At 67.0% G+C, this 23,107-nt stretch carries 15 protein-coding genes; 9 read left to right on the top strand and 6 right to left on the bottom strand.

Translation table 11 applies throughout. The features are described from left to right. Positions 1-7: 7 nt before the first annotated feature. Positions 8-1,354, bottom strand: a complete 1,347-nt coding sequence (locus tag MRY84_RS12575; RefSeq protein WP_291506062.1) for a glycerate kinase — start codon at positions 1,352-1,354, stop codon at positions 8-10. Positions 1,355-1,549: 195 nt separating this feature from the next. On the opposite strand from MRY84_RS12575, the gene MRY84_RS12570 reads away from it, so the two are divergent. From MRY84_RS12570 to MRY84_RS12540, 7 genes are all read left to right on the top strand, one after another. Beyond that, positions 1,550-2,830: a C4-dicarboxylate transporter DctA gene (locus MRY84_RS12570; RefSeq protein WP_291506061.1), complete on the top strand. Its 1,281-nt coding sequence runs from the start codon at positions 1,550-1,552 to the stop codon at positions 2,828-2,830. Positions 2,831-2,860: 30 nt separating this feature from the next. Beyond that, positions 2,861-3,550 carry a GntR family transcriptional regulator gene (locus MRY84_RS12565; protein WP_291506060.1) on the top strand — a complete coding sequence of 230 codons (690 nt, stop codon included), beginning with the start codon at positions 2,861-2,863 and terminating at the stop codon, positions 3,548-3,550. 282 nt (positions 3,551-3,832) lie between these two features. Then, positions 3,833-6,145 carry an NADP-dependent malic enzyme gene (locus MRY84_RS12560; RefSeq protein ID WP_291506059.1) on the top strand — a complete coding sequence of 771 codons (2,313 nt, stop codon included), beginning with the start codon at positions 3,833-3,835 and terminating at the stop codon, positions 6,143-6,145. A 257-nt stretch (positions 6,146-6,402) separates the two neighbouring features. After that, complete coding sequence (locus MRY84_RS12555) at positions 6,403-7,437, top strand: ABC transporter substrate-binding protein (protein WP_291506058.1); 1,035 nt, start codon at positions 6,403-6,405, stop codon at positions 7,435-7,437. Between the two features lie 107 nt (positions 7,438-7,544). Then, positions 7,545-8,369, top strand: a complete 825-nt coding sequence (locus MRY84_RS12550; protein WP_291506057.1) for an ABC transporter ATP-binding protein — start codon at positions 7,545-7,547, stop codon at positions 8,367-8,369. Between the two features lie 25 nt (positions 8,370-8,394). After that, positions 8,395-9,162 carry an ABC transporter permease gene (locus MRY84_RS12545; protein WP_291506056.1) on the top strand — a complete coding sequence of 256 codons (768 nt, stop codon included), beginning with the start codon at positions 8,395-8,397 and terminating at the stop codon, positions 9,160-9,162. A 257-nt stretch (positions 9,163-9,419) separates the two neighbouring features. Further along, a complete protein-coding gene (locus tag MRY84_RS12540; RefSeq protein ID WP_291506075.1) occupies positions 9,420-10,451 on the top strand; it encodes a patatin-like phospholipase family protein in 1,032 nt (343 codons plus the stop codon). 114 nt (positions 10,452-10,565) lie between these two features. On the opposite strand, the gene MRY84_RS12535 is transcribed toward MRY84_RS12540, so the two are convergent. The 4 genes from MRY84_RS12535 to MRY84_RS12520 all read right to left on the bottom strand — a co-directional run bounded on the left by MRY84_RS12535 (position 10,566) and on the right by MRY84_RS12520 (position 19,169). Further along, positions 10,566-11,342, bottom strand: coding sequence for a hypothetical protein (locus tag MRY84_RS12535; RefSeq protein ID WP_291506055.1), 777 nt, complete (start codon positions 11,340-11,342; stop codon positions 10,566-10,568). A 65-nt stretch (positions 11,343-11,407) separates the two neighbouring features. Continuing rightward, positions 11,408-16,786 (bottom strand): Ig-like domain-containing protein, encoded by a 5,379-nt coding sequence (locus MRY84_RS12530; RefSeq protein WP_291506054.1) that lies wholly within the window; start codon positions 16,784-16,786, stop codon positions 11,408-11,410. A 97-nt stretch (positions 16,787-16,883) separates the two neighbouring features. Beyond that, entirely contained in the window at positions 16,884-17,741 is an 858-nt protein-coding gene (locus MRY84_RS12525; RefSeq protein WP_291506053.1) for a sulfotransferase, read from the bottom strand. 429 nt (positions 17,742-18,170) lie between these two features. Next, entirely contained in the window at positions 18,171-19,169 is a 999-nt protein-coding gene (locus tag MRY84_RS12520; protein WP_291506052.1) for a sugar kinase, read from the bottom strand. 146 nt (positions 19,170-19,315) lie between these two features. Here MRY84_RS12520 and otnI point away from each other — a divergent pair, with 146 nt between their 5' ends. Together otnI and MRY84_RS12510 are read left to right on the top strand one after the other, a co-directional pair. Further along, on the top strand, positions 19,316-20,116 hold the full coding sequence (otnI, locus tag MRY84_RS12515) for a 2-oxo-tetronate isomerase (RefSeq protein ID WP_291506051.1): 801 nt from the start codon (positions 19,316-19,318) through the stop codon (positions 20,114-20,116). A gap of 115 nt (positions 20,117-20,231) precedes the next feature. Then, complete coding sequence (locus MRY84_RS12510; protein WP_291506050.1) at positions 20,232-21,065, top strand: urease accessory protein UreD; 834 nt, start codon at positions 20,232-20,234, stop codon at positions 21,063-21,065. 115 nt (positions 21,066-21,180) lie between these two features. On the opposite strand, the gene MRY84_RS12505 is transcribed toward MRY84_RS12510, so the two are convergent. Beyond that, positions 21,181-23,107, bottom strand: a 1,927-nt coding sequence (locus tag MRY84_RS12505) for a hybrid sensor histidine kinase/response regulator (RefSeq protein ID WP_291506049.1), incomplete at its 5' end; no start/stop codon positions are given.

The following is a 23,107-nucleotide window of genomic DNA, read 5'->3' as shown; positions in this document are numbered from 1 at the left end:
CGAACAGCTACAAAATCAATAGCGCACGAAAATCGTTCACGTTGGTGTGCGTAGGCCCCGTCACCACCAGATCGCCCAGCGGCTCAAAGAAGCCATAGGCGTCGTTGCGGTCCAGGTGGGCCGCAATGCGCAGGCCCGCCGCGTCAGCCCGGGCCAGCGTGTCGGGCGTCACGCGGGCGCCGGCGTTGTCTTCCACGCCGTCGATACCGTCGGTGTCCGCCGCCAGCGCCCACACGCCAGGCTGTCCCTGCAGCGCCTGCGCCAGGCCCAGGCAGAACTCGCCCGCGCGGCCGCCGCGTCCGCGGGGCGTACCCGGCGGCTGGGGCCGCACTGTCACCGTCGTTTCGCCCCCCGAGAGAATCACACAAGGCCGCGTGAAAGGCTGGCCGTTCCGCGCCACGGCCCGCGCCAGCGCGGCGTGCACCTTGCCCACCTCGCGCGATTCGCCTTCGATCTCGTCAGAGAGGATGTGCGCCGCCACGCCCGCAGCACGCGCAGCCTCGGCTGCGGCTTCGAGCGACTGCTGCGGCGTGGCTGTCATGTGCAACAGATGGTTCGCAAACGCAGCATCGCCAGGCTTGGGGGTTTCCAGCCAGCCCGCTTCCAGCGCAGCGCGCACGCTGGAAGGGACCTCGATGCGATAGCGGTCCAGGATTTGCAGCGCATCGGCACAGGTGGTCGCATCGGGCACCGTGGGGCCGCTGGCGATGACCGAGGGGTCGTCACCCGGCACGTCGCTGATGGCGAGCGTGACCACCCGTGCAGGCGCACACGCCGCCGCCAGCCGCCCGCCCTTGATGCGTGAGAGGTGCTTGCGCACGCAGTTCATTTCGCCAATGGCGGCGCCGCTCTCCAGCAGAGCGCGGTTGATGCGCTGCTTGTCCTCGAGCGTGAGGCCATCGGCCGGCAGCGTCAGCAGCGCCGAGCCCCCGCCCGAGATGAGGCACAGCACCAGGTCGTTTTCCGTCAATCCCTCGGCCAGCGCCAGCATGCGCCGGGCCGCCTGCAGGCCCGCGGCGTCAGGCACGGGGTGAGAAGCCTCCACGACCTCGATGCGCTGTGCCAGACCGGCGGGCCGCGGCGGCGTGTGGTGGTAGCGCGTCACCACCAGGCCCGACAAGGGTGCGTCCGCCGGCCACAGGGCCTCCACCGCCTGGGCCATGGCGCCCGCAGCCTTGCCGGCCCCCAGCACCAGTGTGCGCCCGCCGCTGCCGGGCGGGGGTGGCGCGGGCAGAAAGCCCGCCGTGTTGTGCAGGGGCAGCGCGCGGCGCACGGCCACGCGGTAGAGGTATTCCAGAAACTCACCGGGCTGATGGGCAGGGTTGGGCGGAGGCAGAGAGGTCGAGGTGGTCATGGCGGCACTCAGCGGGTCTGCACCGATTGTGAAGCACGTGCCACCGCAGCCAGGCCTCGCAGCGGCGCCCAGCACCCGAGCGCAGGTGGGTCCGGGATAACCCCGGTTTTCTGATTGTCAACACTTGTCTACATTTCTTGTATGCAAGATTGACAATTCACCGTGGCTGCGTACCAAACCCAAAGGCGTTTTCCCATGCTCCGCTTCTTCAATTCCCTCTTCGGCCGGGTGATCCTGGCCTTGATCGCCGGTGTGGCGCTTGGGCTGCTGTGGCCCGATACGGCGGTGCAGCTCAAGCCCCTGGGCGATGGCTTCATCAAGCTCATCAAGATGCTGATTCCGCTCATCGTCTTTTGCGTGGTGGTGCACGGCATCGCTGGCACGGGCGACCTGCAGCGTGTGGGGCGGGTGGGGGTCAAGTCGCTGATCTACTTCGAGGTGGTCACCTCCATTGCCCTGGTGCTGGGCTTGGTGCTGGCGTTCTGGTTCGAACCCGGCGTGGGGATGAACGTGGATCCCAAGGCGCTGGATCCCAAGGCCATGGGCGCCTATGCCGACAATGCCAGCAAGCTCACGGGCGGCGGCCTGAGCGACTTTCTGCTCAAGCTCATCCCCACCACGGCGGTGAGCGCCTTCGCCACCGGCGACGTGCTGCAGGTGCTGCTGTTCTCCATCGTGTTCGGTTGCGCGCTGGCGCTGATGGGCGAGCGTGGCGCACGCGTCACGGGCCTCATCGAGGACTTGTCGCATGTGCTGTTCAAGACCATGGGCCTGATCATCAAGCTGGCCCCGCTGGGCGTGCTAGGCGCCATTGCGTTCACGGTGGGCAAGTACGGCATCGGCTCGCTCAAGCAGCTGGGCATGCTGGTGGTGCTGTTCTACGCGGCCGTGGTGCTGTTCGTGGTGGTGGTGCTGGGCCTGATCATGCGGTTCTCGGGCTTCAGCCTGTTCAAGCTGCTGCGCTACCTGCGCGAGGAGCTGGCCGTGGTGTTCGCCACCACCTCGTCGGACAGCGTGCTGCCGCAGATCATGGCCAAGCTCAAGAACCTGGGCATCCGCGACTCGACCGTGGGCCTGGTGATCCCCACGGGATACTCGTTCAACCTGGACGCGTTTTCCATCTACATCACGCTGGCGGCCGTGTTCATCGCCCAGGCCACGAACACGCCCATCACCATGACCGACCTGCTCACCATCCTGGCGATCTCGCTGGTCACCTCCAAGGGTGCGCACGGCGTGCCAGGCTCGGCCATCGTGGTGCTGGCAGCCACGCTGCACGCCATCCCCGCCATTCCAGCCATCGGCCTGGTGCTGGTGCTGTCGGTGGACTGGTTCATGGGCATTGCCCGCGCCCTGGGCAACCTCATCGGCAACTGCGTGGCCACCGTGGCGATCGCCGCCTGGGAAGGCGATATTGACCGCGAGCGTGCCCACGCCGTGCTGGACGGCCGCGAGTCCCCGGCACCGCGCCCCTGAGCCGCCATCGCGTGCAACGACAATCCCGCCATGAACAGCATCAGCCCGACCCAGATCGCCCAGCAGGTGGTGGAATCCATCCTGGCCCAGAAGCTTGCCCCCGGCGAGCGGCTGGGCGAGCAGGAGCTTGCCGATCTGTTCGGCGTGAGCCGCACCCTGGTGCGCGAAGCCCTCATGCAGCTGCAGGCACGTGGCTTTCTGGAGGTGCGCCCGCGCCGCGGCTGGTACGTGGTGGAGCCTTCGGTGGACGACGCGCGCGATGCGTTCTCGGCCCGGCGCATCATCGAATCGGGCATCCTGGCCGACGCGGGCCGGCCGCTGCAGTCCGTCATACCGCGGCTGCGCGCCCACATCGCGGATGAGCAGCAGGCCATCGAAGGCGCGGACGCCGCCACGCGCGCGTTCCTGCTGGCCGACTTTCACGTATGCCTGGCCGAGGCCATGGGGCACCGCAGCCTGAGCGATATCCTGCGCGACCTGACGGCGCGCACCACGCTGGCGGCCTCGCTGTACCAGTCGCGTCACGAAGCCAGCCAGTCGTGCGCCGAGCATGCGGCCATCGTCGAGGCCCTGGAGGCTGGCGACACGGCGCTGGCCCGCGAGCGTCTGCTGGCGCACATCGGCCATGTGGAGGCCGCGCTCAACCCGGACCAGCCCGTGGTGCGCGACCGCCTGCGCGAGTCGCTGGCGCCCCTGGCGGGCCCGCGCAGCCTGCCGTAAAGATCGCCCGAGCCGCGGAATCCGGTATCCTGCGCTCCCCCGACCAAGGCCGTACCCCCTGTCTCTTGCATGGCAACCCTGCGCTACCTGCGCCCCCGGAACTGCCGCTCGCCAAGCCGATGCCCACCCGCGTCCGCCTGCCCTGCCTCCAAAGACACCCGCGCCGCCACTGCCGTGGAGTTGTTGCCCCATGCCGCATAGGCATAAACGGCACTCCCCGCCGCGTGCGCCATCGGGTACCCTTGTTTCGCTTTTTGCCGAGGATTTCCAGGACTTTCCGCAATGACACAGAACAACCTTTCCGCCGCCGAACAGGCCCTGCGCGATGCCGCGCGCGACTACCACCGCAACATCACGCGGGGCAAGATTTCTGTCACGCCCACCAAGCCGCTGTCCAACCAGCGCGACCTGTCGCTGGCGTACTCGCCCGGCGTCGCCTACCCCTGCCTCGACATCCAGGCCGACCCCTCCAAGGCGTTTGACTACACCTCCCGCGGCAACCTGGTGGGCGTGATCACCAACGGCACGGCCGTGCTGGGCCTGGGCGACATCGGCCCGCTGGCTGGCAAGCCGGTGATGGAAGGCAAGGGCTGCCTGTTCAAGAAGTTCGCGGGTGTGGACGTGTTCGACATCGAACTGGCCGAGCGCGATCCCGACAAGCTGGTCGAGATCATCGCGGCCATGGAGCCCACGCTGGGCGGCATCAACCTCGAAGACATCAAGGCGCCCGAGTGCTTCTATATCGAGCAGCAGCTGAGCGCGCGCATGAACATCCCCGTGTTCCATGACGACCAGCACGGCACGGCCATCATCAGCAGCGCGGCGCTGCTCAATGGCCTGGAGCTGGTGGGCAAGCAGATCGACCAGGTCAAGATCGCAGTGTCGGGCGCGGGTGCTGCAGCCATTGCGTGCGTGAACGTGATGGTGGGCCTGGGCGTGAAGGTGCAGAACATCTTCATGTGCGACTCCAAGGGCGTGATCTACGAGGGCCGCCCCGGCGGCTACGATGAATCGAAGGCGCGCTACGCCCAGAAGACCGAGGCCCGCACCCTGGCCGATGCCGTCAACGGCGCCGACGTGTTCCTGGGCTGCTCGGCCCCCGGCGTGCTCACGGCCGAGATGGTCAAGACCATGGAGGACAAGCCCATCATCCTGGCCCTGGCCAACCCCGAGCCCGAGATCCGCCCCGAGCTGGCCAAGGCCGTGCGCCCGGACTGCATCATCGCAACGGGCCGATCGGACTACCCGAACCAGGTCAACAACGTCCTCTGTTTCCCGTACATCTTCCGGGGCGCGCTGGACTGCGGCGCCACCAAGATCACCGAGGCCATGAAGCTCGCCTGCGTGCGCCAGATCGCGGACCTGGCCAAGGCCGACATCAGCGAAGAAGTGGCCAGCGCCTACGCGGGCAAGGAACTCACCTTCGGCCCCGACTACCTCATCCCCACACCGTTCGACTCGCGCCTGATCCTCAAGATCGCGCCCGCTGTGGCCAAGGCCGCAGCTGAGTCCGGCGTGGCCACGCGCCCCATCGAGGACATGGAGGCGTACAAGGAAACGCTGTCGCGCTTCGTCTACCAGACCGGCATGCTGATGCGCCCCGTGATCAACGCGGCCAAGACACTGCCCGACGCCCAGAAGCGCGTGGCCTACGCCGACGGCGAAGACGAGCGCGCCCTGCGCGCCGCGCAGATGGCGATCGATGACAAGATCGCCCACCCCATCCTCATCGGCCGCCCCGCCGTGATTGCCGCCCGCATCGAAAAGGCCGGCCTGCGCATGCGGCTGGGCCAGGACGTGGAGGTGTGCAACCCCGAAGACGACCCGCGCTTCCGCCAGTACTGGGAGCACTACCACCAGCTCATGAAGCGCAACGGCGCCACGCCCGAAGTGGCCAAGGCCGCAGTGCGCCGCTCCAACACCATCATCGCCGCGCTCATGGTCAAGCTCGGCGATGCCGACGCCATGATCTGCGGCCTGGTAGGCACCTACGAGACGCACCTGGAGCGCATCCACAACATCCTGGGCCATGCGCCCGGCGCCACCAACTATGCGGCGCTCAACGCGCTGATGACCGACCGCAACGGCACGCTCTTCATTGCCGACACCTACGTGAACGAAGACCCCACGGCGCAGCAGCTGGCCGACATCGCCTGGATGTCGGTGCAGGAGGTGCAGCGCTTCGGCATCCCGCCCAAGGTCGCGTTCCTGTCGCATTCGAGCTATGGTTCGTCCAAGCGCGCCTCCGCCCGCAAGATGCGCGAAGCCCGCGACCTGTTCGTGGCCGCCCACCCTGAGATCGAGTGCGACGGCGAACTGCACGGAGACGCCGCGCTGGAGCCCAAGATCCGCAACACCTACATGGCGGACTCGACGCTGACCGACTCGGCCAACCTGCTGATCTGCCCCAACATCGACGCGGCCAACATCCTCTACAACGTGCTCAAGACCACCACCAGCGGCGGCGTGACGGTGGGCCCCATCCTCATGGGTGCGGCCGCCACGGCCTACATCCTGACGCCCGCCGCCACCGTGCGCCGGGTGCTCAACATGACGGCCCTCGCCGTGGCCAGCGCCGCGGCGCGCCCCAACTAAGGGCACTGCGAAGGGCTGTTGGCGCCCTTCGCCCCCAGGGCAACGCCCCGGGGCGGTGCAAGCCCGACCGGGTTTGCACCATGTGGGGAAACCCTGCATCCCCGCATGCACCACTTCAGGGAACAATGGCTGCGTGCCCACCGGCCTCACCGCCAAAGCAGGCACCGTTTTTGCTGAGTTCTGGTCTGACCGGCCGCCCAGACAGACCGACGCACGGACGGCACATTTCCCCAGCCTTTCCCTGACAGGAGCCCCCCATGAAGAAGCGATCGTTCCTGCAATCCGCCGCGCTGCTGGCTGCCGCCAGCACGTTCTCGCTGGCGCAAGCGCAGACGCTCACCCCCATCAAGTTCCAGCTCGACTGGCGTTTTGAGGGGCCCTCGGCCCTGTTCCTGCAACCCGTGGCAAAGGGCACCTTCAAGGCCGCCGGCCTGGACGTGGCAGTGGATGCCGGCAACGGCTCGGGCGGCGCGGTGCAGCGGGTGGCCTCGGGCACGTACGACATGGGCTTCGCCGACCTGGCCGCGGTGATGGAGTTCCACGCCAACAACCCGGACGCGCAGAACAAGCCCGTGGCGGTGATGATGGTCTACAACAACACGCCCGCCTCGGTCATGGCGCTCAAGAAAAGCGGCATCACCAAGCCGGCCGATCTGGCGGGCAAGAAGCTGGGTGCGCCGGTGTTCGACGCCGGCCGCCGCGCCTTCCCGATCTTCCAGAAGGCCAATGGCATCGGCGCCGTGACCTGGACCGCCATGGACCCGCCCCTGCGCGAAACCATGCTGGTGCGCGGCGACGTGGACGCGATCACCGGCTTCACCTTCACTTCGCTCCTGAACCTGGAGGCGCGCGGCGCCAAGGCCAGCGACGTGGTGGTGCTGCCCTATGCCGACTTCGGCGTGAAGCTCTATGGCAACGTGATCATCGCGTCACCCAAGCTCATCAAGGAGAACCCGGCCGCCATCAAGGCGTTCCTGTCGGCCTTCGCAAAGGGCGCCAAGGAAGTGATGGCCAACCCGGCCGCCTCCATCGAACACGTGAAGGCGCGCGACGGCATCGTGAACGTGCCGCTGGAAACCCGCCGCCTGCAGCTGGCCATCGACACCGTCATCAACAGCCCGGATGCGCGCGCGGAAGGCTTTGGCCAGGCCAAGCCAGGGCGTCTGTCGCTGATGGCATCGCAGGTGTCGGACGCGTTCAACACCAAGACACGCGTGAACGCCGATGACGTGTGGAACGGCAGCTTCCTGCCGCCCGCCGCCGAGCTGAACACAGTACTGCCAAAGAAGTAAGCCGCACAGCAGCCACCGAGCCGCCGGCCCGGTGGTCTTACTATTGTTTTGATAGCTGCTCGCGCTTGCAAGGCAAGCGCTAGAGCCCTTTTTTATTCAAACCTTTCATGCAGACTGCTGAATCCTTTTTTGTGGACTTCCGCGACGTCTGGCTCGCCTACAACGACGAGCTGCGCGCGAAGAACCAGTTTGCGGTGGAAGCCATCGACCTGCAGGTCCGGCAGGGCGAATTCATCGCCATCGTGGGTCCCTCCGGCTGCGGCAAGTCCACCTTCATGAAACTGGCCACGGGCCTGAAGATGCCCTCCATGGGCAAGATCCTCATCGACGGGCAGCCCGTGACCGGGCCGCTCAAGATCTCCGGCATGGCCTTCCAGGCGCCTTCGCTGCTGCCCTGGCGCACCACGGTGGACAACGTGCTGCTGCCGCTCGAAATCGTCGAGCCCTACCGCAGCCACTTCAAGCAAAAGCGCAAGGAATACGAAGAGCGGGCCCGCAGACTGCTGCAGAAGGTGGGCCTCGCGGGCTATGAGGACAAGTTTCCCTGGCAGCTGTCGGGCGGCATGCAGCAGCGCGCCAGCATCTGCCGCGCGCTGATCCACGAGCCCAAAATGCTGCTGCTGGACGAACCCTTCGGCGCGCTCGATGCCTTCACGCGCGAAGAGCTGTGGTGCATCCTGCGCGACCTGTGGACCGAGCAGCAATTCAACGTGATCCTGGTCACGCACGACCTGCGCGAGTCGGTCTTCCTGGCCGACACGGTGTACGTGATGAGCAAGAGCCCCGGCCGCTTCGTGGTGAGGAAGGAGATCGACCTGCCCCGCCCGCGCGACCTGGAAATCACCTACACCAAAGAGTTCACCGACATCGTGCACGAGCTGCGCGGCCACATCGGCGCCCTGCGCCAGGCCGGCGCGCCCATCGCCCAATAACACGCCGACACCAGCCCGCCCCACCATGCACAAGAAAACCGTAGAACGCTGGTCGCCCTGGATCCTGCTGGTCGCGATCATCCTGCTGTGGCAGATCATCTGCTCGGCCTTCAATGTCTCGGAGTTCATCTTCCCCAGTCCCTGGGCCATCGGCCTGCAGCTGGTGGAGTTTGGCGGCGTGATCGCAGGCCATGCCTGGCGCACGTTCTGGGTCACCATGGCAGGCTTTGGCATTGCCATCGTCGTGGGGGTGCTGCTGGGCTTCGTGATCGGAAGCTCGCGCGTGGCCTATGCCGCCGTGTACCCGCTCATGACAGCCTTCAACGCCCTGCCCAAGGCTGCCTTCGTGCCCATCCTGGTGGTGTGGTTCGGCATTGGCGTCGGCCCGGCCATCCTCACGGCATTCCTCATCAGCTTCTTTCCCATCATGGTGAACATCGCCACCGGCCTGGCCACGCTGGAGCCCGAGCTCGAAGACGTGCTGCGCGTGCTGGGCGCCAAGCGCTGGGACGTTCTCACCAAGGTGGGCCTGCCCCGCTCCATGCCCTACTTCTACGGCTCGCTCAAGGTGGCCATCACGCTGGCCTTCGTTGGCACCACGGTGAGCGAGATGACCGCCGCCAACGAAGGCATCGGCTACCTGCTCATCAGCGCGGGCTCGTCCATGCAGATGGGCCTGGCGTTTGCGGGCCTGATGGTGGTGGGCGCCATGGCCATGGTGATGTACGAGTTGTTCAGCTGGATCGAGAAGCGCACCACGGCCTGGGCGCACCGGGGGTCGCAGAACGGCTGACACGGCGGGGCGCGCTCGCGCTCGCACTCCCGGGCCTCACCCGCCCTCCCGCTGCCGCCACTGAAGCGTTCGAGCAAAATCTGCCCCCAGCGCTTGCCCTGCAAGCGCAAGCAGCTCTCTTTTCAGGAGCAAATGTCCCCTCGGCCGACCCCACACGTGCGCCGCCGATATACTGCCCGCCCGTTGACCGCAGGACCCCCGGCATGCGCCTGACCGCCCTTCTTTGTCCCATCACGGCGCTCGCAGCGCCCTCCGCCATGCGGCTCACCCTGGTGGTGGCTGCCATCCTCGGCGTGGCGGCCTGCGGCAGCGCCCCCGGCCCAGCGCGTCCCAACGAACCGACGAGCACTGCACCAGCTTCCCAAACCGCGCCCATCCGCATCGGCATCGCCCTGGGCGGCGGCGCCGCCAAGGGCTTTGCCCACATCGGCGGGATCAAGATGCTGGAGGCCAACGGCTTCGCGCCCGCGGTTGTCTCCGGCACCAGCGCGGGCAGCGTGGTGGGCGCGCTGTATGCCAGCGGCATGAACGCGTTCGAGATGCAGGAAAAGGCCGTGGCGCTGGACGAAGCCAAGATCCGCGACCTGCAACTGTCCTCTGGCGGCCTGGTGCTGGGCCAGAAGCTGGAGGACTATGTGAACGAGCAGGTGCGCCGCAAGCCGCTGGAGCAGATGTCCAAGCCCTTCGTGGTGGTGGCCACGCGGCTTGAAGACGGTGAGCGCACCGTGTTCGCGCGCGGCAACACCGGCCAGGCCGTGCGCGCGTCGAGCAGCGTGCCAGGCGTGTTCCAGCCCGTCACCATCGGCAAGTACCACTTCGTGGATGGCGGCATCGTGAGCCCCGTGCCCGTGGACGCCGCGCGCCAGCTGGGCGCCGACATCGTGGTCGCCGTGGACATCTCCAACAAGGCGCGGGGCCAGACGCCGGGCAACATGCTTGGTGCGCTGAACCAGTCGATCGCCATCATGGGCCAGAAGCTGGGCCAGGCCGAGCTGGCGCGCGCCGACGTCATCGTGCGCCCGCAGGTGCTGGACATTGGCCCTGCCGACTTCACCCAGCGCGCAGCTGCCATCCTGGAAGGCGAAAAAGCCGCTCTCGCCGTGATGCCGCAGATCCGCGAGCGCATCGCCCAGCTGCAGGCCGAGCGGGCGCGGGCTGCGCAGCTGGCCCAGCAGAAGGTGCTGGAGGCGGAGTACCAGCTGTGTCTGGAGAAACGGTCCCGCCTGCAGCGGCTGGCCGGGATGGCTGGCATGGGCGAGGGGTGCCAGGCCCCCGCGGCAGCAAAGTAGCCCGCCCGGCCGACAAGGGCTGCGGCCTTCCCCCCAATCTCCGCAACGGCGCCCTGGAGACCGCTTCTCAGCACTCAGGGAACCCGTGCGCTGCACGGTGGCACCAGCTCGTGCTTATTTCGAGAAGAAAACCGCGGCGCCCCGCGTTTCATCCGCGCTGGTCAGCACCACCGTCAGCCCGTTTTTGGACGCATTGAGCGTCGCGATCCCCGCGAACGTGGTCTTGGCTCCGTCCGGACAGCTTTCATTGATCTGCACGCTGTAGGCCGCGGTGTTCGCCATGGCCGTGACGCCCCCGGCGTAGCTGCACCCCGTGGTCGAGCTGCCGTTCACCCCGCCCGTTGACGCGATGGTCCACTGCGTGGTCTGCGCATTGCCCCCCGATGTGGCGCTCCACGTGCCGGTGGCGTCGCCCTGGACGGCTGAAGCGCTCAGCGCGTCGGCCTGCGTCAGGTTCAGCGCCGACGCATTCACCCCGGTGAACGAGATGCTCTTGGGGCTGGCTGCCAGGGCCGCGCTGACTTGGCCGGTCACGCCCTGCCCTGCGGCATTGCCTTGCCCCAGCGCGTAGGACTTGCCATTGGCACTGCTGTCGCTGCGCACCACCAGCTTGACGAGACGGCTGGCGTCCTGGTTCAGCAGCCAGGCGCTGGCTGTGCCGGAGGCATCGGGCACCACCACCGCCGTCACGGCGGGCGTGGCGCCCGATGCCGTGACCCAGCGGCCCTTGAGTTGTGCCGGGTCGATGCTTGGCCCTGCCTCGCCACCGCCCCCTCCGCCACAGCCGGCGAGCAGCCCGGCCACGGCCAGGGTCATGGCGAGGGCTGCTGCAGGCCGCATGGCGGCGTGTTTTGCCGTGGCTGCTGCCGGCGGAAGAGATGGGTGTTGCATGGGTGCAGGGATGGTTTGTTTCATGGTGTCAAAAACGGAGAAATCGTGGACGGGGGTGGGGCCGCTCAGAACCAGAAAGGGGTTTGCCCAATGTCGGGTGACTGCCCCACGATCGACAGCGGCATGTGCCCAGGCGCCCCTGGGTCGGTGATGACGCCGTTCACCAGGCCGTCGCCGTCAAACTCCCCACCGTCGACGATCTGGAAGTCCAGCCGAAGCCGCCCGCCCTCCATCACCATCTCGCCGCCGTAGGGCTCGCTGGCAATGTTCGTCCAGGTGCCGCTGCTGTCCTGCTTCCAGTAGCCGTTCACGCCCAGCGCCGGGTCGACATAGAGGCTGAAGCTCTCGCTGGTCTTGCCCTGCCCCAGCTGCACAGTGAAGCTCACGAGCCCGATCGGAGCCTCGAGCCCCTCGGGCAGATCGGGTGGAGCGTCTTTCTGGGTCAGGCTGAGGATGCGGGAGTTGGTGGGATCTCCGCTCACCTTGCCGTCCTGGCTGCTGGCGACCAGGGTGGTGAAAGTGGGTGGCGCGCTGCCAGGATTGCTCTCTCCGGTCGGGCTGGCGACGAAGCCGATCGAGGCCACACTGGCCTGCTCGCTGTCCCGGATGCCGTCTCCGTTGCCATCGCCTGCCACGGTGGTGCCGCCAGGGCCGGGGATGCCGGGGGCCTGGTCTTCGATGATGGTCGGTATGCCGTCGTTGTCGGGCACGCCGGGGAACGGAGGCGGAGGTGGGGGTGGCAAGGGCGGCTCGGGGTCGGAGACGACGGGCGTGAGATTGGTCACGGCCGTTGCCGCGAAGCTGGCAGCGTCGTTGCCGGCGGCATCCTGGATCGCATTGGCGTCGTTGCCAACGGTGGGGTCGGCGTAGGCAACGGTCACCGCCTGGCCAGCCACCACGGGCGTTGTCAGCGTCAGTGTCACGGTTCCCGCTGTTGCGTTGACGGCCACGCCGGTGACCGCATTCGTGCTGGCACCCACCTGCACGGTGAAGGCGCCACCGGGTGCCACGTTGACAGCATCGAGGCCGGTTGCGTCGGTGTAAGTGAGAACGAGTCGGTTGCCATTGACCGTGGCGGTGCCCAGCACGGGCGGCGCTGTGTCCACGCCATAGTTGTTGGAATCGGTCGTGCCCACGCCAACGTTGCCCGCCAGATCGGCGATGCCGCTGTTGTCCAGCGTGATGATGTTGCTGGTGTCCGTCACGCCGGCCGTGGGCGTGAACACTGCCGTCCAGGTCACGCCGCCATCGCTGCTGGCCAGGCCCGAAAGCGACCCGTTCTCGGCCGTCAGATCGGCCGTGGTAAAGCCAGCGACCGCCTCGCTGAACGTGATGGTCACCGCGGACGTTTCGCCCGCTGCCACCACGGCGCTTGCCACAGCGATGGTGGCGGTCGGCCGCGCGGTGTCCACCGCATAGTTGTTGGAGACCGTGGTCCCGACTCCGGCGTTGTTGGCCGCGTTGCGCACGCCGGTGTTGTCCAGCGTGATCACGTTGCTCGTGTCGGAAATATTGGCAGAGGGGGTCAAGGTGGCGGTCCAGGTCACACCCCCGTCGGTACTCGCCAAACCGCTCAGTGTTCCGTTCTCGACCGTGAGGTCGGCGTTGTCGAAACCGTTCACCGCCGAATTGAAGGTCACGGTCACGACAGAGGTCTCACCAACGCTCAGTGCCGTGTCAGCCACCACGATGGTGGCTGTCGGGACGTTGGTGTCGACCTGGTAGTTGTTGGAGTTGGTGGTTCCGGTGCCGGCGTTGCCCGCTGCGTCACTGATGCCCGCGTTGTTGAGGACGATGATGTTCGAAGTGTCGGTGACGCCGCTGTCCGGGCTGAAGGTTGCCGTCCAGGTGATGCCGCCATCGCTGGTGGTGACCGGGCTCAGCGTGCCGTTCGCCACGCTCACGTCGGTATTGTCGAAACCGGTCACGGCCTCGGAGAAGGTGAACGTCACCAGGGACGTTTCGCCTGCCGACAGCATCGTGTCCGCCACCACGATGGTGGCCGTGGGGCGCTGGGAATCGACTTGGTAGTTATTTGAATCAGTGGTGCCCGAACCGGCGTTGCCCGCCACGTCGACAACCCCGGTGTTGTCCAGCGTGATGAGGTTGCTGGAATCGGTGATACCCGCCGACGGGGTGAATGTCGCGGTATAGGTGATGTTGTCCGACGTGGCCAATCCGGACAACGCGCCGTTGGCCGCGGTCAGATCGGCCAGGCTGAAACCGGTCACCGGTTCGCTGAAGGTGATGGTCACCGTGGTGGTCTCGCCGACACCCAATGCCGTGTCCGCCACCACGATGGTCGCGGTGGGTCGCTGAGTATCGATGGCGTAATTGTTCGAAACGGTGGTGCCGCTGCCGGCGTTGCCCGAGGCGTTCTGCACGCCGGTGTTGTCCAGCGTGATCAGGTTGGCAGTGTCGGTGATGTCGCTGGCCGGGGTGAAGGTTGCCGTCCAGGTGATGCCGCCGTCGCCGCTGCTGACGGCGCTCAACGTGCCGTTGTCGATGGTGAGATCCGCATTGGTGAATCCGGCGACCGCCTCGCTGAAGGTGATGGTCACCAGCGAGGTCTCGCCGATGCTCAGCGCGTTGTCGCTGACCACGATGGTGGCCGTCGGGCGCTGCGTTTCGATGGCGTAGTTGTTGGAATTGGTGGTGCCGGTGCCCGCGTTTCCGGCGATATCGGCAACCCCTGCGTTGTTCAGCGTGATCAGGTTGGTCGCATCGTTGATGCCGTCGGTCGGCGTGAGGGTCGCCGTCCAGGTGATGCCGCCATCGCTGCTGGAAAGCCCGTTCAGGGACCCGTTGGCAGCCGTCAGGTCGGCCAGGGTGAAACCAGTCACGGCCTCACTGAAGGTGACAGTCACGAGCGATGTTTCACCCGCGCTCAACGTGGTGTCGGCCACCACGACCGTGGCGGTGGGGCGCTGGGTATCGATCGCATAGTTGTTGGAGTCGGTAGTGCCGGTGCCGGCATTGCCGGACAGGTCGGCCACGCCACTGTTGGCCAGCGTGATCAGGTTGGTGGTGTCGCTCACGCTGGCGCTCGGCGTCAGCGTGGCGGTCCAGGTGATGCCGCCGTTGGCGCTGCTCAGGCCGGTCACCGTGCCGTTGGCCACTGTCAGGTCGGCGGTGGTGAAGCCGCTCACTGCCTCGTTGAAGGTAATCGTGACCACCGATGTTTCGCCCGCGCTGAGCGCGGTGTCCGCCACCACGATGGTGGCAGTGGGGCGCAGGGTGTCGATGGCGTAGTTGTTGGAATTGGTGGTGCCGACACCGGCATTGCCATTCAGGTCCGCCACCCCCGTGTTGTCCAGCACCACCACGTTGCTGGTGTCCGTGGTGTCTGCATCCGGCGTCAGGGTGGCGGTCCAGGTGATACCGCCATCGCTGCTGCTCAGGCCCGTGAGAGCGCCATTGGCCACCGTGAGATCGCCGGCAGTCAGGCCGCTGACCGCCTCGGAGAACGTGATGGTCACCAAGGACGTTTCGCCGGCGCGCAGCGCCGTGTCGGCCACCACGATGCTTGCCGTGGGCGCCACGGTGTCGTTCACCACGTAGTTGTTCGAATCGGTGGTGCCCACGCCCGCATTTCCGGCCAGGTCCGCGACGCCGTTGTTGTTCAGGGTGATGACGTTGGTGGTATCGGTGATGTTGCTGGCCGCAGTCAGCGTACCGGTCCAGGTGATGCCCCCGTCGCTGCTGCTCAGGGTGCCGATGGTGCCGTTCTGCACCGTCAGGTCCGCTGCGGTGAGGCCCGTCACGGCCTCGGAGAAGGTGATGGTGACCAGCGATGTGCCGCCGGAGTTCAGGCTGGTGTTCGCCACCACGACCGTCGCAGTGGGGGGCGTTTCGTCCGGCACGTAGTTGGTGTTGACGGTGCCACCGTCGCCATAGATATTCGACACCGAAGCCGGAGAAACGCCGGCGCTACCCGCACTCGTCCCTCCCACGCCGCTGCCGCCGACATTGCCGGACAGCGCTGCGAAGTTGCCGGAGGTGATCAGGATCGCCCCCCTGTTCCAGATGGCGCCGACCCCGACCCCACCCGCGCCGCCCGTATGCGTGTAACCCCCACCGGCGCCGCCGCCACCGCCGCCGCCACCTGCGCCCACGTTATTGGAAATGACCGAGTTGCCGATGATCCTCAAGGTCGCGCCGCTGTCATTGAAAATCCCGCCCACCGCTCCGCCGCCGGCACCGCCGATGTCGTTGTAGCCGTCGCCACCGCCGCCGCCACCGATGGACAAACCGCCGCTGGCGGCCGTGCCGCCGGCAGAACCTGTGCTGTAACCCGGGTAGGCGGCGCCGCCCGCGCCCCCCGTGGAAGAACCGCCACGCCCGCCCATGTTGAAAAATCCGCCGCCGGCGCCGCCCTGGCCGGCCGAGCCACTGGAGCCCGTCGCGTTCAGCGTATCGCCGCCCCGGCCCCCGGTCCCTCCGGTGATCGCGCCACCGCCGCCACCGCCGCCACCGGCGTACTGGGGCGTCACGCCGCCCCCGCCACCGCCGCCTGACGCGGCATTCGCGGTCACGGTGGTGTTCCGGATGGTCAGCGTGCCGGCGTTGTAGATGCCACCACCCTGGGCGATCATGGCGTCGTCCCCACCGTTGCCGCCATTGCCCGCCGTCATTCCCCGGGTGATCACCAACCCATCAAAGGTCGTCGTCGTGCCCCCCGTCACGCTAAAGACCTGGGTGCGGTACTGGCCGTCTATGGTGACGTCGGCCACGTTGTCGTTGTTCAGGTCGCCGTCGATCGTGATGTTCCTGCCGACCACCAGCACCTGCGTCAGTCCGACAGTCATACCGGTGTTGAACGTGACGATGTCACCGTTCTGCGCGGATGCGATCGCGGAGCGAAGGGAGCCAACACCACTGTTGAGGTTGTTGGTGGCGGTCCACGTGGCCAGGCCCCAGGCATAGTCATCCAGCGCCTCGCCGGAAAGCACCCGTGCACCATCTATGGCGCCGGTGCTGATCTCCAGCTCCCAATCCCCTCCGGCTCCCGTGCGGTCGTCGCTGGCCGCCACGTCCGCCCCGGTCAGCGACGCAAGGCTGGCGACAAACTGCGTTCCCGCCTCGCCTTGCGCCAGATTGCAGGCGTACACCAGCAGGTCGCCGTCGGCGGTCAAGCCCCGGCCAATGGCTGCCAGTGCATCGCCATGGTCAGCCAGGGTGCTGGAGTCGAGAAACGTGGTGCCCAGCCACAGTTGGCCTTCACTGCCATGGGCCACCACATGGACAGTGCCCACGTCCCCCCTTGCGCCCAGCACTTCGGCCATCTGCTGCAGACCGTCTTCGCCGGCTTCGAGAAAAATTACCTCGGCATCTGGCGGAAAACCCTTGAGCAGCGTCTCCGCATCCCTCACGCGGCTGTCGACGAACACTATTTCACGTGGGGCCGCGTTGCTGGCCAGGTCGGTGTTGGGATCAATGGTCATAAGGATGATGGGGTGAGGGGACGGACAAAAGGGGCTGCGCTTTTCGCCGTGCCCGTTCAGAAAGGAGCGCCGCCCATGGGGGCGCAGCAGATCCGGTTCATGGCGCTGCCCTCTTCAGGGGCGCCTCTGGCTGCATCTTGGGGGTGATCACACTGGCTCGGCTGTTCGCCGGATGCTGCCAGAACGACAGCTTGCTGTACTGCTCGAAAAGGTCCGGCGGCAGGATGGTCTCACGCCGTTGCAAGCCGACCTGGGGCCGCACCTGGTGCAGGCCGTGCAGGCCCAGGGCCTCGTCAAATTCGGGTGCGTCGTAACTCACCTGGTCGAAGTCGTGCGTGTATTCCGGCTCGCCGAGGAACTGGTACACCAGGGGCAGCACTCGCTGCGGTGCCTGCGCCAGCAGCTCGTAATCCACCAGCAGCAATGCGCTGGCGTGCTCGCCATAGAACGCTTCCTTGAGTGCGGTCCAGGGATAACCCACCATGCGGTTGCGCTGGGCCAGCGTGTCTACGCGGCTGTACACGGTGTTGCGCTCGGTGTCGTCCGTGAACAGGCGGGTCGTTTCGTACGGATTGGCGCGGTAGCGGCGCTCGATGCTGTCCATCACCCAGGCGACATTGCGCACACAGGCAATGACCTTGGCCCCTGGGAAGAGGTCCATTAGCGCCGGCATCTGCGCGCTCCACATGCGATTGGTGTCAAAGATGACTTCCTTGCTCTGCGCATGGTCTGCGTAGTAGCTCTCGAACAGGCCGCGTGCCAGCCTGCGCCGCTGCTCCTTGGTGACCACGGGTCCGAACTCGCTGCCAGCGCCCAACTGATTGAGCATGCCCTTGAACAAGCTGCCCACAGGGCTTGTCATACCGGCATGGAACCGCGGGTTCTGCAGCAGCAAGGCGGACAACAGGGTGGAGCCCGAGCGGGGCAAGCCTGTGATGAAGTGAAAGCGCGGCATGAAAAGATGGTGTGGAGGAAAGCGGAGATGCGTGTCGGCCTACGCCCGGCGCATCTGTAGGACGGAATCAGGTAAATCAGTCGCGCTGCCGCGGCGCAGCACAGCTGCAGCATTTGCCAGCGCGATCTTGCCTGTCCCCGGCAAGCCAGGAAGCCACCGGACGGTGGCCGAGTTTTTTGTCATGGAGATGTCACCTGCGCGCCCCCACCGCCCAGGCCAGGGACGGCTGCTGCACGGGCGGCGCAGAGCAATGCGCTGAAGGGATGCGAGTAAAAGTTTTGCATGGTTTTAACCAATGTGCGCCGCCTTGTCACTCTTTGTTTTTTTACCCCCACATCCAGGGCGGGACCGAAGGCTGGGCAGCCCCTTTGCGATCCAGCCCGCAGGCACACGGGCCAGAAGGACTGCGAGCCCAAGAAACCCTCCGCATTACCCGCCGGCAGCGGCGAGTTCCTCCCGCGTGGGCAGCCCCTGTGCATCGCCTGGAAACTGCACTACGCGCGCGCCAATGGCGTTGCCGCGGGCTGTGGCCTGGGCCAGCGTCAATCCGTCGAACAGCCCGCTGATCACCCCCACGGCAAAGCCGTCGCCTGCGCCGACGGTGTCGACCACGCGCTCCACGGGCCGGCCCGGGACGATGCCCGAGGCACCGCCGCGCTGTGCGAAATACGCGCCTTCCGGGCCAAGCTTGACCACTACCTGCTGTGCGCCCTGGTCCAGGTAAAAGGCCGCGATGTCTTCAGGCGTTTGCCTGCCGGTGAGCTGGCGCCCCTCGGCCAGGCCCGGCATCACGGTGTCGCTGCAGGCCGCCAGGGCGTTGAGGCACTCGGCCATGGCCAGCGGCGAGGGCCACAAGCGCGGCCGCAAGTTGGGGTCGAACGAGATGGAGGCCCCGGCCGCGCGCGCCTGCTGCGCCAGATGAAAGACCAGCTCGCGCGCCGTGGGCGACAGCGCTGGCGTGATGCCCGTGAGGTGCAGGTGCCGTGCCGCAAAGGCGGTGATGCGGCTCTCTGCCGGGGGCGCGTCCGCCACGCTCAGGTGGCTGGCGGCCGAGCCCTGGCGGAAGTACTCGATCTGCGGGTCGCTGCCGTCGTCGGCGCGGGTCTTGAGCATGAAGCCCGTGGGGTGGACGGCATCGGCCGCCACGTAGCGCGCATCGATTCCTTCGTGCGCAAGCACACCGCGCAAAAATCGGCCGAACGAGTCGTTGCCCAGCCGCGTGATGTAGCCGGTGCGCAAGCCCAGGCGGGCCAGGCCGGTGGCCACGTTGAGCTCGGCCCCGGCGGCCACTCGGCGGAAGTCGGCCACGGCATGCAGTTCGCCGAGCTGCAGGGCCATGAACAGGGCCATGGGCTCGCCGACGGTGAGGACATCCAGCGCGGCAGCGGGCAAGGTGGCGGGATCGGCGGGAGGGTGTTCGTCCGGCATGGCTGTGAAGTGCTCCAAAAGTGAACCAGAGGGGCCTGGCAGCAGGTTCAGTGTTCGACCGGCCATTGTGCTGGCCCACGCAATCGGCTGCCAGGCGTGCGATACATTCGCCCGGTCTGCCTGCCCCGCAAGAAGCCCGCACACCCATGCCCCGTTTTGCCGCCAACCTGTCCATGCTCTACAACGACGTGGACTTTCTCGACCGCTTTGCCGCCGCCGCGCATGATGGTTTCCGGGCGGTGGAATACCTCTTTCCTTACGCCTACCCCGCCCCCGATCTGGCCGAGCGACTGCGTGCCCACGGGCTGCAGCAGGTGCTGTTCAACGCTCCGCCCGGCGATTGGGGTGCGGGCGAGCGCGGCCTGGCCTGCGTGCCCGGGCGCGAGGCAGAGTTTCAGTGCGGCATCGCCGAGGCCATCGCATACGCCCAGGCGCTGCAATGCCCGCGCATCCATGTGATGGCCGGCCTGGTGCCGCAGGGTGCGGATGCAGCCGCGGTGCGCGCCACCTACATCGCCAACGTGCGCTGGGCCGCCGGGCTGGCCGCGCCGCATGGCATCCAGATCCTGCTGGAGCCCATCAACGGCCGCGACATGCCCGGCTTCTTCCTGAACCGCCAGGACCAGGCGCACGCGCTGGTGTCCGAGATTGGCGCGGCCAACGTGAAGGTGCAGATGGACCTGTACCACTGCCAGATCGTGGAAGGCGACCTGGCCATGAAGATCCGCCAATACCTGCCCGGCGGCCACGTGGGGCATGTGCAGATCGCAGGCGTGCCCGAGCGCCACGAGCCCGATGTGGGCGAGGTGCACTACCCCTACCTCTTCCAGCTACTGGACCAGTTGGGCTACGACGGCTGGATCGGCTGCGAGTACCGGCCCGCGCGCGGTGCAGCGCCACACGCCACGTCGGACGGCCTGGGGTGGCTGAAGCCCTGGCTGCCATGAGCTCCTCTGCCGCGTGCTCGCAGGGAACGGAATGTGCTTGCTGAACAAAATCGGCTGCAGCGCCCGTTGATAAAGCGCAAACAGCTATAAGTTTAATAGCATTCACCCACCACGTATGCCCTGGCACGCCCGCCTCCAACTGGACTACGCCCTGGAAGGCGCGCGCACCGTCGCCCGCTTTGCACACCACGGCCCCCTGCGCATCCTTCAAAGCCTGTACCCCGAGGGCGGCGCCGTCTGCCACAACGTGCTGGTGCACCCGCCCGGCGGACTGGTGGGCGGCGACACGCTGGACATCACCGCCACGGTGGCGGCTGGAGCGCACGGCCTGGTCACCACGCCGGGGGCGACGCGCTTTTACCGGTCCACAGGGCCACTGGCTCTGCAGCGCACGCACCTCACGCTGGCGGAAGGCGCCCGCCTGGAATGGCTGCCGCTGGAGGCGCTTTGCTACAACGCCTGCCACGCCGAGAACCACCTCACTCTGCACCTCGCGTACGGCGCCGAATGCATGGGCTGGGACGTGACTGCGCTCGGCCTGCCCCACGCCAACCAGCCTTTTGAAACCGGCCGCTTCGTACAGCACCTCGAGGTGCCCGGCATGTGGCTGGAGCGCGGCCTCATCGACGCCACCGACGACCGCCTGCTGAACAGCCCCCTGGGCCTGGCAGGCCACCGCTGCATGGCCAGCATGTTTCTGGCCGCGGGCACGGCGCTCAGCCGCACGCGCCGCGATGCGGCCCTGGACGCCGCGCGCGCAGTGATGGACGCGCATCCCCAGGTCAAGGCGACCGCGGGCGCCACCAGCCCCAACGACCGCATGGTGGTGGTGCGCGTGCTGGCACCGCAGGTGGAACCCGCGATGAAGCTGCTCAAGGCCGTGCGGGCAGCCTGGCGGGAGGCGCTGTGGGAGTTGGATGCGGCCGCGCCGCGGATCTGGGCGATGTAGGCAGCAGGTCTCCTGCCGCATCGCGCACTCCATGCGAGCGTCCGCCGCAGGCCGTCCCGCTCACCTCATATGCCGGGACGATGGGCCGCCGCTCAAGCCAGCGGCGGCGCGTGAGCTATTTGGTGCCCCTCACCATCGCCGCATACAGCATCTGCGGCGTGCAGGGCTTGGGCAGCACATGGAACCCCAGGTGCCGGATGTTTTCCAGCTGCTCGGCGTAGCCCGTCATCAGCAACAGGCGCTGTGCGGGCCAAGCCTGGCGGATGTGCTGGGCCAGCGCCACGCCGTCCATCTCTCCGGGCATCACCACGTCTGAAAGGATGATGTCGGGGCGTGAACCGTCCTCCAGCAGCTGGCGCGCCTTCACGGCGCGGTCCACGCGGGTGACACGGCAACCGAGCGACTCGAGGATGGGGACCATGGAGGCGGCCACTTCATCGTTGTCTTCCACCAGAAGCACGCTCTGGTCCAGAGGCTCCAGCGCGGGCGCCGGGCCGGACTCGGCGGTCACCGGCTGGTGCGCCGCGCGCGGGAAGAAAAGGCTGACGCAGGTCCCTGCACCCAAGGCGCTGGAGATCTTCGCCCGCCCTCCCATGCGTTCGCACATGCCATACACCTGGCTCAGGCCCAGGCCCGTGCCCTCGCCCACGGCCTTAGTGGTGAAGAAGGGTTCGAACACCTTGTTCAGCAGCTCCGGGGGAATCCCAACACCGGTGTCCCGCACTTCGATCACCACCATGTCCTGCATACCCTCGGGGGTCTCGTCGTTGCGCGCATTGCGGGCGTGAATGGCGAGCCCCCCGCCCGTGGGCATGGCGTCGCGCGCGTTGATGCTCAGGTTGAGCAGCGACAGCTCCAGCTCGGCCACGTCAAGCACGACGGGTGCAGTGTCAGGGTCCACCTGCACGCTCAGCTGCACCTTGCTGCCCAGCACGGGCGTGAACAGGTCCTTCATGGGAGGCAGCTTGTCCTGCAGCACCACATGTTCCGCCACCAGCGGCTGGCGGCGCGAAAAAGCCAGCAGCTGCCGCGTGAGGTTGGTGGCCGACTTGACGGCCCGCGACATCGAGTCGATCTGCTTGGCCCCCACCTCCGGCGATGCGCGCTTGAGCAGGAACAGATTGTTGGCGATGACCATCAAGGCGTTGTTGAAGTCGTGCGCCACGCCACCGGTCAGCCGCCCCAGCGCTTCGAGCTTCTGGGCCTGCAGCAGCGCTTCCTCGGCGCGTCGGCGGGTCTCAATCTCTTTTTCCAGCCGCTCCATCGTCAGCAGCACGGTGCGCGCGTTGCGCAGCGCGATTGTGGCCGTGAGGAACAGCGCCGCCACGGGCAGCGCCCCCATGGCAAACAGGATGGCCAGCTCTTCGAGCACCTCTTCGCGCAGCGCCGAGAGGCTCCTGCCCGCGGCAATGTAGAGGGGGTAGTTGCCCACCTTGCGATAGGAGATAAAGCTGTTCTTGCCGTTGATGGCCGAGATGCCGCGCAGCTGCGCCGATTCATCACCACGGGCAAGGCGTTGCATCACGGGGCCATGGGGTGCCAGCCGCTCAGTCCCTTCCGGCAAATCGGGCCAACGGGTGTAGATCTCGCCCCCCTGGCCAAACAGGCTGATGGTGAGCTCGGGATCGCCTGCCACGATATCGCCATAGTAAAGGCCGAAGTACGAGGTGAGCAGGCTGACATTGATGACGCCGCCAAACTGCCCCTGGTCGTCGACAAAACCCAGGCTCAGGTTCAGCACCCGCTCTTTCGAAGTGCGGGTGACGATGGGCTTGGCCAGGTGGGGCGTTTGCAGCCCATCGCGGTGAACACGAAAGTACTCGCCGTCCGACATATCCACTTGCGGAAACGGCAGCAGGCGGCTGCTGGCAAGGGGCTTGCCCTGCGCATCGAGCACCAGGATGGACTGGATTTGCGGCTGGTCGATGGTGCGGGCACGCAGCGCCTCGTGCAGGGCCGCCTCGCTGCTGCGCAGCTCGCGCGGATTCTTGCCGTTGACCAAAGGCAGGACCTTGTCCTGCAAGGCGACCGAAGCCGCAATG

Origin of the sequence: Acidovorax sp. (assembly GCF_022763525.1) — a bacterium.
GTDB lineage: Bacteria > Pseudomonadota > Gammaproteobacteria > Burkholderiales > Burkholderiaceae_C > Acidovorax.
Note: the sequence above shows the minus strand (reverse complement) of the source record. Positions and strands in the feature narration are given on the sequence as shown.

Excerpts from the sequence above, each read along its gene's own strand:
- MRY84_RS12575 (WP_291506062.1), bottom strand. The coding sequence starts at position 1,354 with ATGACCACCTCGACCTCTCTGCCTCCGCCCAACCCTGCCCATCAGCCC.
- MRY84_RS12570 (WP_291506061.1), top strand. The coding sequence starts at position 1,550 with ATGCTCCGCTTCTTCAATTCCCTCTTCGGCCGGGTGATCCTGGCCTTG.
- MRY84_RS12565 (WP_291506060.1), top strand. The coding sequence starts at position 2,861 with ATGAACAGCATCAGCCCGACCCAGATCGCCCAGCAGGTGGTGGAATCC.
- MRY84_RS12560 (WP_291506059.1), top strand. The coding sequence starts at position 3,833 with ATGACACAGAACAACCTTTCCGCCGCCGAACAGGCCCTGCGCGATGCC.
- MRY84_RS12555 (WP_291506058.1), top strand. The coding sequence starts at position 6,403 with ATGAAGAAGCGATCGTTCCTGCAATCCGCCGCGCTGCTGGCTGCCGCC.
- MRY84_RS12550 (WP_291506057.1), top strand. The coding sequence starts at position 7,545 with ATGCAGACTGCTGAATCCTTTTTTGTGGACTTCCGCGACGTCTGGCTC.
- MRY84_RS12545 (WP_291506056.1), top strand. The coding sequence starts at position 8,395 with ATGCACAAGAAAACCGTAGAACGCTGGTCGCCCTGGATCCTGCTGGTC.
- MRY84_RS12540 (WP_291506075.1), top strand. The coding sequence starts at position 9,420 with ATGCGGCTCACCCTGGTGGTGGCTGCCATCCTCGGCGTGGCGGCCTGC.
- MRY84_RS12535 (WP_291506055.1), bottom strand. The coding sequence starts at position 11,342 with ATGCAACACCCATCTCTTCCGCCGGCAGCAGCCACGGCAAAACACGCC.
- MRY84_RS12530 (WP_291506054.1), bottom strand. The coding sequence starts at position 16,786 with ATGACCATTGATCCCAACACCGACCTGGCCAGCAACGCGGCCCCACGT.
- MRY84_RS12525 (WP_291506053.1), bottom strand. The coding sequence starts at position 17,741 with ATGCCGCGCTTTCACTTCATCACAGGCTTGCCCCGCTCGGGCTCCACC.
- MRY84_RS12520 (WP_291506052.1), bottom strand. The coding sequence starts at position 19,169 with ATGCCGGACGAACACCCTCCCGCCGATCCCGCCACCTTGCCCGCTGCC.
- otnI (WP_291506051.1), top strand. The coding sequence starts at position 19,316 with ATGCCCCGTTTTGCCGCCAACCTGTCCATGCTCTACAACGACGTGGAC.
- MRY84_RS12510 (WP_291506050.1), top strand. The coding sequence starts at position 20,232 with ATGCCCTGGCACGCCCGCCTCCAACTGGACTACGCCCTGGAAGGCGCG.